The sequence below is a fragment of the Kitasatospora sp. NPDC001664 genome (assembly GCF_053596675.1).
Map to the genome: position 1 here is coordinate 1 of NZ_JBSFGS010000066.1, position 12295 is coordinate 12295.

The following is a 12295-nucleotide window of genomic DNA, read 5'->3' on the forward strand; positions in this document are numbered from 1 at the left end:
GGTCGGGCGGTGGCGACAACTCCTCTCCCTCCCCTCTCCTTCGCCTCCGTGATGCTGCCGCTGTCGAAGACCGGAGCAGCACGGAGAAGAAGGAGAGGGAGTGGAAGCGCGGATCGACCGCCCCGGTGCGGGGCGGCGTGCTGGCCGCGCTCGGCCTGTTCCAGCGGGCCACCCCCAGGGAGCTGTGGCCGCTCGTCCTGCCCCACCAGCGCTCCGACCGCTCCATCCGCGACGCCCTGGGCGACCTGGCCGACGCCGGGAAGGTCCGCGAGGAGCTGCGCCTGCCGGACGGCCGCAAGCTCTGGTGCCTGACCCCGGCCGGCCGCCGGGAGGCCGCAGCTCTCCTCCCGGCCGGGACAAAGCTCGCCGCGGCCCGCCCCGTACGGGAGAAGCGAGCGGCCGCCTACTCCGAGCACGCCCTGGACGTGGTCGCCACCGCCGGGCTGCTCGCCAAGGCCGGCATCGGCCACCTCGGCGCCTACAGCACCGAGGTCGAGCACCGCCTGCCCGGCCGCCGCTCCCTCTTCACCGACCTGGTGCTCCGCGACCCCGGCGCCGACGTGCCGGTCCTGTGGGTGGAGGTCGACCGGGAGAACGAGGGCACCGGCACGCTGGTGGACAAGTTGACCGCCTACCGGGCCTGGTGCGAGCTGCCCGCCCGCGGAGCCAACCGGAAGGAGTTCGAGGCCGCCCTCGCCAAGCCCGGGCCCGCCAGCAACGCCCTGCGTCTGTGCTCCGCCCTCTACCCGGCGACCGGCCGCGAGGGCCTGCCCCCGGTCGCACTCGTCCTGGAAGCCGGCCGCAAACGCCCCCGCCCCGGCACCGCCCCTCTCACCCCCGCCCAGAAGAAGGCCAAGCAGGAACGCGACGACAAGCGGCTGCTGCGCCGCATCGAGGCGGTGGAAGCGGCCTCCGAGAGCATCTGGGCGCCCCGGCCCGTTCCAGTGAAGGGGGTCACCGCCCGCGACTGGCACCAGGCGCTGCCCGTGGTGGCGACCACCTTGTCGCACCTGCGCCGCTTCGGCGCGGACGCCGAGATTTGGGTCCGCTTCGGCCGCCCCGGCTGGCACACCCTCGCCGACGCGCTCGACAACGAGGACGGCGACCGGCTGCTGGAGCGCCAGCTCGCGGCCCTGCGCCGGCAGGAGGCGGCCGAGCGGCAGCGGTTGGAACGCGAGCGGGAGCAGGCGGAGCGGGAGCGCGCGGCGGCCGAACGGGAGCGGCGGGAAGCCCAGCGGCAGCGGGAAGCGGCCGAGCGGGAGCAGCGCCGCCCGGCCTGCCCGCGTTGCAAGGAGAAGCTGTCCGACGAGCGCTGGGAGCAGAAGGAACGGGCCGGCCACTGGGACGAGGGCGTCTGCGCCAGGTGCCGCCAGGCCGACGCCGACCAGCAGGCCCGGGAGAAGGCCGCGCGTGCGCGGGCCGCCGCCGAAGCCGCAGCGGCGGCCGAGGCAGCGGAGGCGGAGGCGGCGAAGCGGGCCGCCTCCTGGTGGCGCCGGGGTTGACCGTGGTGGTCCGGCCGGGTGAGGGCAGGTGGGCTGGCGGGCGCGGGTGGGCACAGGAGAGAGGTGACGACCTCCTCGATCAGCCCCTGGCGGGCCCGCCGCTGGCGACCGCGCACCACCACCGCAGTGGGCGCCCCGCCCGCCTCCTCCGCCAGGGGCGGGCGGGCATCAGCCGCGCCGGGCCGCTCGCCCGGGTGCTGCCGGACCTGGACCAGCGAGCACCGCCTCCTGGGCGGGGCCGTCGTCAGCACGGCCTGGCACCACCCGGCCTGCCTGGACCCTCGGCCCGCTGATCAGTACGATCTCGCCCCCGGCGCGGACACCGGGCGGTAGCGTGCCGGGATGAGCGAGAGTCTGACCGCGCCGCGGCCGCGTACGACATGGGAGTACTGCCTGGAGGCGGCCGACCGGATGGCACAAGGTCAGCTTCTGCCCGGCGACGACCGGCACAAGCAGCTGGTCCTGCTCCTGGCAGCGGTCCTCGCCGGCTGCGCGGACGACGCGGAACTCGTCGGCCCCGACGTGGCGTTGGTCGACCTGGACGGACCGGACGGCTTGCTGGAGCTGCTGCGCTCCCGTGCGCGGCTCGCGGTGCAAGCCTGTCCGGCCCTGCCGGGACTCGGCGCCGAGCAGCGCGAGGCGCTGCTCGCGCTCGACCGCGGAGCCTTCAGAGCGGTGCAGGCGCTGGCAGAGGACACGCTCGTCGGCCACCTGATGCTCGCCGGCGGCCGCGTGCCCACCGTGCGCGAGGCCGCCAACGCCACGATCCGGGTCCGTCTTCTGCAGGGCGCCCAGGCCGCGCTCGCCACGGGCACCGAGGACTGACCCCGTCCGTCGGCCCGATGATCGGTTCGATCTCGCCCCCAGTACGGACACCGGGCGGTAGCGTGCCGGGATGAGCGAAAGTCTGACCGCGCCGCGCACCACGTGGGAGTTCTGCCTGGCCGCCGCCGACGGCCTGGTCCAGGGCCACGCCCCGGCCGACCTCGAGCAGCACAAGCGGGTGGTGCTGCTGATCGCGGCGGTCACCGCCGCAGCCGCGGACGCCGGTGGGCAGAGCGAGGCCGGGATCGGTGACGTGCTGCTGGACGGCCAGCCCGGTGTGCTCGACCTGCTGCTGGTCGGCGGCCGCCCGTGCGTGCGCGCCTTCCCGGGCGGCCCGGGCCAGGGTGCCGAGCAGACCGAGTACCTGCTCGCCTCCGACGAACGGACCTTCGCCGAGGTCCGGTTCCTCGCCGAAGGCGTCCTGCGCGCCCACCTCGCCGCTTCCCCCCACGCGGTGCCGACCGTCCGCGCCGCCCTCACCCGGGCCGCCCACGCCCGGCAGCTGGCCGACATCGGCGAGGCCCTCGGCATGAGCGTGGAGGACTGACCGGTGACACCCGACGAGATCCTGCGCGTCCTGGCCGCCCTCGAAGCCGCCTGGACCGGCGACGACCAGGCGCTGGAGAGCCTGGCCACCACCGGGCCCGGCGAGAAGCCGCTGCACGCCGCCATCGCCGACTACGCCGACCTCGCCCTCCAGAGCCTGACCGCCGCCAACCACGGTATCCACGACGGCCTGCCGCCCGACCAGCTGCAGGCGCTGGTCGCGCAGATGGGCGCCGACACCGGTACCCGCATGACCAAGCTCCTCGCCCAGACCTTGCAGCTGTGGGCCGGGCAGCCGGCCGGACCGACCACGGTCGACGACATGGCGCACGTCGTCATCAGCGCGGTCTTGGCGTTCACCCCCGATGGCGACCAGGAGCAGGTCCTGCCGATCCTCGCCCAGCTGCGCACGGCCGCTCTGGCGAACCGCCGCTGATCCCGGCCGGGCCGTTCCGTCCCACCTTCGAGTGGACTTCCCGCTCTGTGGGCTGGGCAGGATCCGGTGGTGACTGACACCGACCTGCTCTTCCAGCCCGGCACCACGGCGCTGCGCCGCGACGTCCACGCCGGGCGGGTGTGGACCGCGATGCCGCAGCGGGTGGTCGCCGACACCGGCCACGTGCTCACCCTGGCCTACTGGCCGGGGATCGAGAGCCTCGCCCCGACGGCCTGGATCACCTCCACCCGCACCGGCGACCAGTCCGCGCGCGAGGGGATGCTGGCCGAGCTGGCGGCCGGCACATGGGCCCTGGACCGCTACCGCTGGACCGGCACCACCCTGCTGTCGCACTTCCTGGCGGGGGAGTGGTTTTCGGTCCACTGCTTCCAGGACGCCGCCACCGGCGACCCGATCCGCTGGTACGTCAACTTCGAGAAGCCCTTCGTCCGGACGACCGCGGGGATCGACACCTTGGACCTGGGCCTGGACCTGGTCGTCACCCCCGACCTGTCCGGCCACCACTGGAAGGACCGCGCCGAGTACGCCCAGCTGCGCCGCCTCGGCGTGATCGACGACTACCTCCACCGGCAGGTCGAGCGGGCCCAGGGGCGGGCGATCACCATGCTCGACAACGAGAGCGGCCCGTTCGCCGGCGGCTGGCCCACCTGGAGCCCGGACCCCGCCTGGCCGCTGCCCGAACTCACCGCCGACGCCGACCACGTCCCCGACCAGGCCCTACGGTGACAGCCCCGACGCCCGTGCTCGTGCGGGTGTGCGCCGCCCTGATCCACGACGGCCACCTGGCCCTGATCCGACGCGAACGCCCCGGCGGTGTACAACACTCGCTGCCCGGCGGCCTCATCGAGAACGGCGAACACCCGCTGGCCGCGCTGCGCCGCGAGCTCCTCGAGGAGCTCCGCCTCGACCTGGACGACCTTCCCGGCCCGCCGGTGCTCCGCTTCGCCCAGGACCAGGAGACCGCGCGGCCGGGCGAGAGCGCCCTCTTCCGCCGCCGGCACCTGGTCTTCACCGCCCACCTGCCCGACCACCTCCACCAGGCCGTCGCCACCTCCGAGCAGGACGACCCCGAGCGGGCGCCCGTGGTGTGGCTGCCACTCGCCGCGGCCGCCGGTCTCCACCTCTACCCGGCCGTCGGCCCCGTCCTCGACCAGACCACCCAGGCCGGCTCCACCGTCGGACCGCTGCCGCTCCCGCCGATGACCGACGTCACCTACCGGTGGCGCTGAACACCCAGGCCCGGCCCGTTACGGTCGAAGCATGGACGACCAGCACCGCCCCGCCGATCACCCCGGCAGCTCCGCCGCCGCGACCGACGCAGGCCAGGCGCTGTGGGACAGCACCGTGGCCGCGCTCGCCGCGGCCGGCATCGAGGTCGTCCAGGCCGGGGACGGCCGCCCCGGCGCGGTGCTGCAGGCCAGCCCGAACGGCCTCGCGGTCGCGGTCCGCTGGCAGCCCACCGAGCAGCACCTACTGCCCGGCGGGGCCCTCTCCGCCCGGGCGTGCCGCAGCGGCCCGGTCCCCGCCCGCCAGATCTACAACCTGATGCTCCAACACCGCCTCGACGACGCCGGGCTGCGCACCGTGTACGCCGACGAGGACCTGGTCGTCGCCCACCCCGACTTGGAGATCCCAGGCTGGCCCTGGCCCCGCCCGGTACGGTCCGCCACCCTCAGCGCCCCCGGCCACCCGGCCGCTGACCCGGCCGTCCGGGAGCGGGGCCCGGGTCGCTGGCCGGCCCGGTGGCTGCGTCGCGGACGGTGAATTACCCGCGCCTTGTCCGCGGGCTCGGGTAGTGTGCGGCCATGGGCTGGATCGCGGCCTTGCCGGGGGCGGCTTCGGCTGCTCGGGAAGGCAGAACTAGCGGTGGAAGAGGGGCGGCCCGTACGGGCCGCCCCTCCGCCGTTCCCGGGACCGGGGCGGCCCGGGCCACCTTGATGGTCACCCCGCGCCCCGGCTGCACACCTTGATGCTCACCTTGGAAGGCTCCGCCGGGAACCTTGGAGAGCCTCCCGGAAAACCTTGGAGACGCCCCCGCGACCGCCTCCGAAAACCTTGGAAGCCGGGCAACGCCCCAGGTCAAAGTATTGGTGACGGTCAGCCCCCCGACACCTTGATGGCCCGCCCGGAACCTTGGACGGGGCATCAAGGTGTCCGGAGCGGGTCAGGCCTGCAGCTCGGTCCAGCCGACCGGTGGCCGGCCTTCGCCCGACAGCGGGTGCCACACCGGGGCGGCGGGCCCGTGCTCGATGAGATCCTCGAGGCGGGCGGCGCCGGCCGGGAGGGCGGCCAGCAGCTCGGCGGTGGCCGGGTTCTCCTCCGCGGCCAGCAGAAGGTCCTCCACCGCCCTCTCGCCCTCGGCGGCCCGGGTGCCGGTCAGGACGACCAGCAGGGCCGGAAACGGCCGCCAGCGGTGCTCCCGTGCCCAGCCGGTGCCACCAGGGCCGGGCTGGCGCCAGAGCCGGGCACAGGCGGCCAGCTGCTCGGCGGTCTGCTCGATGCCCGTGCTGGGGCGGTGGAGCTCGATGAAGGCGCGCAGCCGCCGCCGGCCGGTGGCGGTGCTCGCGGTGTAGGCGAGTTCGGCGGCGGGCCGGTAGGCCGGTCCGGCCGGGGCCGCCAGGTCGACGGGGTGCGCGGGTGCGGGGGTCAGGTCGCCCGGGCCGCAGTCCTCGCCCCGGGCGCGCGCGTCGGCGACGAAGGCGCAGTGCACGTGGCCGAGCGTGAGGAGGTGGCCGCGGCCGAAGCGCAGGGCGGCCTGCTCGGGTGCGACCAGTGGGTCCGGGCGGCGGGCGGCGGGGAAGGTCGCGGTGACCGCCGCGCCCTGCTCCGTGAGGTGCCAGGCTTTCGCGCGCCCGGCCTGCGGGAGGGTGACGAAATCAGTGACGCCCTCGGTGCGGAGGCGTTCCATGCGTTTCTGGGTCTGCTTGATTCCGGCCCGCCCGCCGTGGAGCTGATGGAGCTGTTCGGCGGTGGCCAGCGAAAATCGGGCGAGCGTCACCAGGACGTCGTGGTCGGTCTCCAGTTCCCCGTTCACGGATGAACTCCTCGGGCTTCCAGCACGGGCCGCTCCCGTGCTGGAGAGATGAAACCCCACGAAACTCACCGGATTTCTCACCATCAAGGAATCCAAGGCATAACGGTTTCATAACGGTCCGTTCCAAGGTATCCAGGGTCCTAACCGGTCCGAAAACCGGTCCGAAAACCCGTCCGCCATCCCGTCCCATCCAACCTTGGTGAGAACCTTGGATCGCACGTCTCTGACCTGCACTGATATGCCATCAAGGTGCCGGTGAGTTTCCTTGGACGGGCCATCAAGCAAACTCACCGGCACCTCGATGGCCTGGTTAGTTCGACGGTGCGCTACCGCCGCCCCTACCGCCTCCCCTGCCACTGCCCCTACCGGGCACTTCGCGTCCAAGGTGGGAAAACCAGCAGTTCAGGGCCCGGATCGGGGCCGTTCCCCAGTCCTGACAACCCTTCTTTCCCGTCTTTCTGCTTTGGCTGTTGTAGTTGCTGTTGTAGTTGTCGGTTGGTCAGTTGGGTTCGGCACCTGCGGTGGGCTTTCTATTTTCTGCGTCCGGCTGGAGCCGGCCGCGCGGAATGGGGAGAGCGGCGCGCGGCGCGGGCCCTTTCGGGCCGGGTGGTGGGATGGGGTGGAAAAGGGGCTGGCGGCTGTCGGAGCGGCGGGATATCCCTCGGATCAGAGCAGTTCACCGCCGACCCCGGGAGAAGCCCGTGAGCACCCCGCAGCGCCCCGCCCAGCCGCACGACAGCGCGCACGACACCGACGGCCAGGAGCACGCCGCCGAGCCGGCCGCACCCGCCGAGCCGGCCGAGCTGGCCGAGCAGGACAGGCTGGGCTGGCGGCCCCGGCCGGGCCGCACTGCCTACCGGCGCGGCAGGCTCTGGCCGAACGGCTCGACCGCCCCGCTGCGATCCGACGTCCTCGGCGCGCTCGGCGTGCTCAAGGTCGCCACCGCCGACCAGCTCCAGCGCCTGCTGCGCCCCGGTGCCGGGTCGAACACGGTGATCCGCCAAGGCCTGCGGGACCTCGCCCTGCACGGCCTGGTGGCCTCCGACGGCAACACGAAGACCGGGCACAAGACGTGGCGGCTGGAGGGCACGGCCGGGCTGGAGGCGGCCGGGCAGGTGCTGGGCCTGTTCCGCTCGGAGATGGGATCGACGGCCCGGGGCGCCGGGCGTACAGGTGCGCAGCACGCGATGGCGGTCAACGAGACCGTGCTCTCCTTCGTCCTGGGCGGCACCGCCCCGGACGCTCCGGGCGGCGTCGGCACACTCGCGGACTGGGCCACCGAGGTCGAGTACGTGCTGCCGGGCGGCCGGCGCAAGGTGCGCCCGGACGCGGTGTGGCAGGCCCCCGAGATCGGGGTGCCGGTGCTGATGGTGGAGGTCGACCGCTCCACCATGTCGACCGAGCGGCTAGCACGGAAGTTCACCGCCTACCGCGAGCTGTTCCGCACCAAGGTGAAGAGCAACGACCCGGCCCTGGCCGACGAGGAGCCGGCCGACCGGATGGTGCACTGGTGGCTGCGGGACTGGCCCGGCCACACCCGGCCCGGCTACCCGCCCGTCGCCCTGGTCGTCACCGACGCCTCACCCACCGCCCTGGCCAACCGGCAGCAGAAGGTGGCGGACCTCGCGCGCGACGCCTGGGGCGGCGGCTGGTGGACCAGGCGCGACGACAACGCGGACGGCGACGGCTGGCGCGAGTACGACGACGCGGTACCCGTCATCGCGACCACGCTGGAGCTTCTGGCCGAGCACGGCCCGCTCGGCCCCATCTGGTGGCGCTACGGCCGCGACGACGCCCGCTACTCCCTGCTGGACGCGCTGGAGAGCCCGGACACCCGCGAGGCGTACGACGAGCGCCAGGCCGCCCGCGAGGAGAAGCGCCGCCAGGAGCACCGCGACCTGATGGAGACCCTGGCCTGCGCCGACTGTGAGAACGTGCCGACGCAGGAGAGCACCTCGGAGTACGGACCGAAGGGGCGCCTACGGTGGTTCCGCCGCCCCGGGGGCCGCTGCTGGGACTGCGAGGAGAAGGACCTCAAGCGCCGCGAGAAGGAGAAGAAGGCCAAGGCCAAGCAGCAGCTCGAAGCGGCCCGCGCGGCCAACGCGAAGCTGCGCCCGTGCTGGACGTGCCGGGGCTCGATCGGAGGGAAGGCGGGCTCGGTCCTGGAGCTGACCGAGGAGGCCGGTCCGAACCGGCTGGAGTGCCCCAGTTGCGTCAGCGACCGAGAAGACCAGGAACTCGGTCCGCTGGTGCTGCCGCTGCCCACCCTGCGGGAGACGCTGGCCGCCCGCGTCTCCACCCCGGCCGACCCGTGGTGGAACCTCCGAGTCCAGCACGCCACGCTCTACCCTGCGAAGGACCGGTGAACGGCCCCGCTGCCCCTGTCGCGGGGGCTGTCGCGCCCCCTGTCGCACTGGGCGCTGTCGCGCCTCGTGACCTGCGCAGATACCTGCCAACCCCCGCGTGAGACCCGGACGCGACAAGGCCCGGGCGACAGGCCAACCGCCTGCCGCCCCGGGCCCGCCACACCGGCCGCCCTACTCCCAGCGCATCCCCAGCTCGGTCAGCCGCTCGGCCCGCTCGGCCGGGATGGTGGCCCGCCGCAAACGGCTGTTGGCGATGAACAGACCCAGGCTCACCTCGACCACGGTCCCGTCGTCCAGCACCAGCCGTTCGGGGTGCTTACGGCTGACGTTCAAGTGGCCCTCCCGCTCCCGGTACTGCGCAGCCGCCAGCAGGTTCCGCCGCTCCTTCTCCGCGTGGCTGACCTTGACGGGCGGCAACTCCTCCACTGCCAACGGCTCCAGCCCCAGCACGTGCTCCACCAGCCACTGCTGCGCCGGACCGAGCTTGGCCCACCCGACCCGCTGCGCCCGCGCCCACCCAGTCAGGTCCTCGCCCTGGACGACGACGGCACCCGGGTCACCGTCGAGCGTGCCGCCGGCCTTCACGTGCCGCCAGGCGAGAGCGAAGCACCTCTGCCACTCCACCGACCAGGCCGGGCACCACCCCGGGTCGATCTCGTCCAACGCCGCCTTCCGCTCCGCGCTGAGCGCCCCGGCCCAGTCCAACCCGCTCTCCCCGGCCTCCGCCCGCCGCTCCAGCGCCTCGGTCCGCCGCTGCGCCGTGCGCAGGTTCTTGAGGATCGTCCCGACCGGCCGCCCGTCCCAGATCGCTTCGTTGGGCGGGCAGGCGTGACCGTGCTCGGCGGCGTACCCGGCGACCGCGGTGAGGTTGTCAGTGAAGGCGCTGTCGAACGCCGACCACACGAACCCGAGGTCGGCCAGCTCCTTGACCCGCTCGTCGTCGAGAACCCCGGCCGCCTTGTACCGGCGCTGGTCGGCCACCCACGACCCCAGCCGGTACCCGGACGGCGCGGCGTACGCGTAGGCGACCTTCACGTCCCCGTGGGTCTTCTTGTACGCCAGCAACTCCTCCAGCCCGCGACGGAACTCCTCCCGCTCCGGTTCCAACACCCGGGTCCGCACGAACGCCGCGATCACCGCCGGATCCCGCACGGTGGAGAACTGCAGCAGCTGCTCCCCGGCCGGGCCGGAGCGGCGCTCGTCCGGGTCACCAGCGTGCCTCGGCTCCCGGGCCGGCCGCGTCTCGGACTGGGGGAGGGCCAGGCGTTCGACGGCGGCGGCGTCGTGCGAGCGGAGCGCCATGAGGAGCTTGGCGAGCCCGTCGAACGCCTTGGACGAGAGCAGCTCCGCGCCGGTCTCGCCGGGCCCGAGGATGACGGGCACCACGATGGTGGCGACCTTCCCGCTGTCGGGCTTCATCCGCAGTGCCCGCCCGACGGCCTGGACCAGGTCGACCATCGACCCGCGTACGTCCGCGAAGAACACCGAGTCGCAATCGAACGTATCGACGCCCTCGCTCAAGACCTTCACCGAGGCGAGGACATACCGGAGCAGCCGCAGTCCGTCGTCGGCGATCAGCGAGGAGAAGGTACCGAGCGTCTTCCGGCGCTCGGCCACGGTGTGCTCGGACTCCAGCCAGCTCGTGCCGACCAGCGCAGGGTCGGGGTGGAGCGCGGAGTCCTGCTCGCACAGCACCTTCGCCACGTCCCGAAGGCCGGTGCTGAGCGCCCGGGCCTCCGCCACGAAGTGGTGGAAGCTGAGCACCCGGGCCAGGTCCCACTCAGCGGCGGCGGTCAGCACAGCGGTCTGGAGGGCCGCGAGGCGGGCGCCCCGGTACTCCACCGACCGCTCGTCCGCACCGCGCTGCACCAGGCCCTGGAGCACCGGATCGGCCACGTCCACGCACACGATCCTGTACGGGGCGATCACCCCGTCGGACACCGCCTGCCCGAGCGGATAGCTGTGGGCGATCGGGCCGAAGGCCGACAGGCTCTCGTCGTCCATGCTGGCGATCAGCTCGGCCGTCTCGATGCCGGCCGACGCCGCCCGCTCCTGGTCCCGTTCCTTGACGGCCCACACGCGGGCGGTGGCCGTCATGAACAATCTGCGGTCACACGGGATCTTGTTGTTGTCCAGGATCGCCGCCCACGGCTTCCCCGCCTGGCCGGAGACCCGGTGCGCCTCGTCCACCACCGCGAGGGAGAAGGGCGGCAGCCCGGCCTGGTGGGCCTTCTCCAGGTGCCCCAGCCCGAGGCTGGCGTAGGTGGCGAAGACGGTGACCTTGCCCGGCCCGGCCGTCCAGCGGATCAGCTCGGCGGCATCGGTGGTGCACGCGATCCCCGGCTGCTCCGACCCCTTCAGCGAGCAGAGCCCCACCATCCGGCCGCCGTACCCCTCGGCCTTCCACACGGCCACCGTCTGCTCCAGCAGCGGCAGCGAGGGCACGAGCACGAGGGTGCGCTCGGAATGGAGACGCTCGGCCACGTGTACGGCCGTCAGCGACTTGCCCGAGCCCGTCGCGGCCCGCACCTGACAGCGGAGCCCCTCCGGCGGGAGCAGACCCGACGCCGGAGGCGTCAGAAGTCGTACGGAAGCGTCACACGCCTCCTGCTGGTTAGGGCGAAGCTTTTTCGGCATGGCAGGCAATTCCTTTCCAGGGAAATATCGGAGTCACGTAACGGCGATCTCAGCGGGTCATTTGAATTCCCCGGAGATTCAGTAGGGGTTCCTCGGCCCGGAGGTCACAGCGACGGCGGGGACCTGGACCAAGCCGTCACCGCCGCTCTCGACGTGGTCCGCCAAGACCTCCAGCAGCCGCTCGATCCCCACCCCCAGCCCGGCCGCCAGGGCCACCAGCCGCTGCTCCGTCTGCGGGGAGATCCCCACCCGCACCTGCCGCTGACTCCCGCGCATCTGCCGCTCACGCCGGGACCGCTGGACCTTCTCCTCCTGCGCGGCCTGGCGGTCCCGGTGCTCCGTCAGCCAGACCTGAGCCTGCTCGTCCTCGGCGACGTCGTACACGGCCAGGCCCCGGGCCCGGACCAGCTCCACGATCCGCCCCCACTCCTCAGCCTCCTCCGAAGCCGCCGACCCGGAGTCCTCCACCCGGCCGGCCTGCCGCTCCCACCAGCGAGCCTCCTCCGACTGCTCAGCCAGATACTCCACCGATTTCCCCTGAGCCTTACGACGTACAGCGGACCGAGCGTAATAGACGGAATTGGCACCCATCGAATTCCCCTTCGCTGCCGTCACCCCTCAGTCGAGGAGCAGGAGGCCCACCGAAAGCGAGCCAGCAGCCCAAAGTCTAGCGGCTTGCTCAGTTTGATGCACTGCCTTCGGGCGAAGCCCGCCCCTCTCCACTCCTTCGAGTGACCCCACCACCTGACCACCCCTCATCACCACCCCACCCGGGCCCGCCCACCACCCCCACGCCAGCACCCGCCACCACACCGCACCCACCACCAGGCCGGCCCCCAGCCCCCCGCTCACTCGGGCCGAAGGCCCCACCCGCCAACGGCCCGTCAACTCCACGGGCAAAGCCCGGAGTTGACCCCAGCACGGCCCC

Annotated in this window: 12 protein-coding genes; 9 read left to right on the forward strand and 3 right to left on the reverse strand. The window is 73.2% G+C overall.

The features are described from left to right. The 8 genes from ACWCYY_RS40095 to ACWCYY_RS40130 form a co-directional block, all read left to right on the forward strand. The coding region (locus ACWCYY_RS40095; protein ID WP_449798890.1) for a hypothetical protein at positions 1 to 1502 on the forward strand (1502 nt) is incomplete at its 5' end. A 63-nt stretch (positions 1503 to 1565) separates the two neighbouring features. Beyond that, complete coding sequence (locus ACWCYY_RS40100) at positions 1566 to 1835, forward strand: hypothetical protein (protein WP_449798891.1); 270 nt, start codon at positions 1566 to 1568, stop codon at positions 1833 to 1835. 9 nt (positions 1836 to 1844) lie between these two features. After that, positions 1845 to 2327: a hypothetical protein gene (locus ACWCYY_RS40105; protein WP_449798892.1), complete on the forward strand. Its 483-nt coding sequence runs from the start codon at positions 1845 to 1847 to the stop codon at positions 2325 to 2327. Between the two features lie 70 nt (positions 2328 to 2397). Then, positions 2398 to 2874, forward strand: a complete 477-nt coding sequence (locus tag ACWCYY_RS40110; protein ID WP_449798893.1) for a hypothetical protein — start codon at positions 2398 to 2400, stop codon at positions 2872 to 2874. A gap of 3 nt (positions 2875 to 2877) precedes the next feature. After that, positions 2878 to 3309 carry a hypothetical protein gene (locus ACWCYY_RS40115; RefSeq protein ID WP_449798894.1) on the forward strand — a complete coding sequence of 144 codons (432 nt, stop codon included), beginning with the start codon at positions 2878 to 2880 and terminating at the stop codon, positions 3307 to 3309. 69 nt (positions 3310 to 3378) lie between these two features. Then, positions 3379 to 4056, forward strand: a complete 678-nt coding sequence (locus ACWCYY_RS40120) for a DUF402 domain-containing protein (protein WP_449798895.1) — start codon at positions 3379 to 3381, stop codon at positions 4054 to 4056. A 14-nt stretch (positions 4057 to 4070) separates the two neighbouring features. Then, a complete protein-coding gene (locus tag ACWCYY_RS40125) occupies positions 4071 to 4559 on the forward strand; it encodes an NUDIX domain-containing protein (protein ID WP_449798896.1) in 489 nt (162 codons plus the stop codon). 31 nt (positions 4560 to 4590) lie between these two features. Next, entirely contained in the window at positions 4591 to 5094 is a 504-nt protein-coding gene (locus tag ACWCYY_RS40130) for a hypothetical protein (RefSeq protein ID WP_449798897.1), read from the forward strand. 400 nt (positions 5095 to 5494) lie between these two features. On the opposite strand, the gene ACWCYY_RS40135 is transcribed toward ACWCYY_RS40130, so the two are convergent. After that, complete coding sequence (locus ACWCYY_RS40135) at positions 5495 to 6364, reverse strand: replication-relaxation family protein (RefSeq protein WP_449798898.1); 870 nt, start codon at positions 6362 to 6364, stop codon at positions 5495 to 5497. Positions 6365 to 7065: 701 nt separating this feature from the next. Here ACWCYY_RS40135 and ACWCYY_RS40140 point away from each other — a divergent pair. Continuing rightward, entirely contained in the window at positions 7066 to 8730 is a 1665-nt protein-coding gene (locus ACWCYY_RS40140; RefSeq protein ID WP_449798899.1) for a replication-relaxation family protein, read from the forward strand. 171 nt (positions 8731 to 8901) lie between these two features. On the opposite strand, the gene ACWCYY_RS40145 is transcribed toward ACWCYY_RS40140, so the two are convergent. Together ACWCYY_RS40145 and ACWCYY_RS40150 are read right to left on the reverse strand one after the other, a co-directional pair. Continuing rightward, positions 8902 to 11367 (reverse strand): Helicase associated domain protein, encoded by a 2466-nt coding sequence (locus ACWCYY_RS40145; protein ID WP_449798900.1) that lies wholly within the window; start codon positions 11365 to 11367, stop codon positions 8902 to 8904. Between the two features lie 78 nt (positions 11368 to 11445). Beyond that, entirely contained in the window at positions 11446 to 11895 is a 450-nt protein-coding gene (locus ACWCYY_RS40150) for a hypothetical protein (RefSeq protein WP_449798901.1), read from the reverse strand. Positions 11896 to 12295: the final 400 nt, after the last annotated feature.

Bases quoted from the DNA above. Each gene is read 5' to 3' on its own strand.
- ACWCYY_RS40105 (WP_449798892.1), top strand. From the start codon at position 1,845: ATGAGCGAGAGTCTGACCGCGCCGCGGCCGCGTACGACATGGGAGTAC.
- ACWCYY_RS40110 (WP_449798893.1), top strand. From the start codon at position 2,398: ATGAGCGAAAGTCTGACCGCGCCGCGCACCACGTGGGAGTTCTGCCTG.
- ACWCYY_RS40130 (WP_449798897.1), top strand. From the start codon at position 4,591: ATGGACGACCAGCACCGCCCCGCCGATCACCCCGGCAGCTCCGCCGCC.
- ACWCYY_RS40145 (WP_449798900.1), bottom strand. From the start codon at position 11,367: ATGCCGAAAAAGCTTCGCCCTAACCAGCAGGAGGCGTGTGACGCTTCC.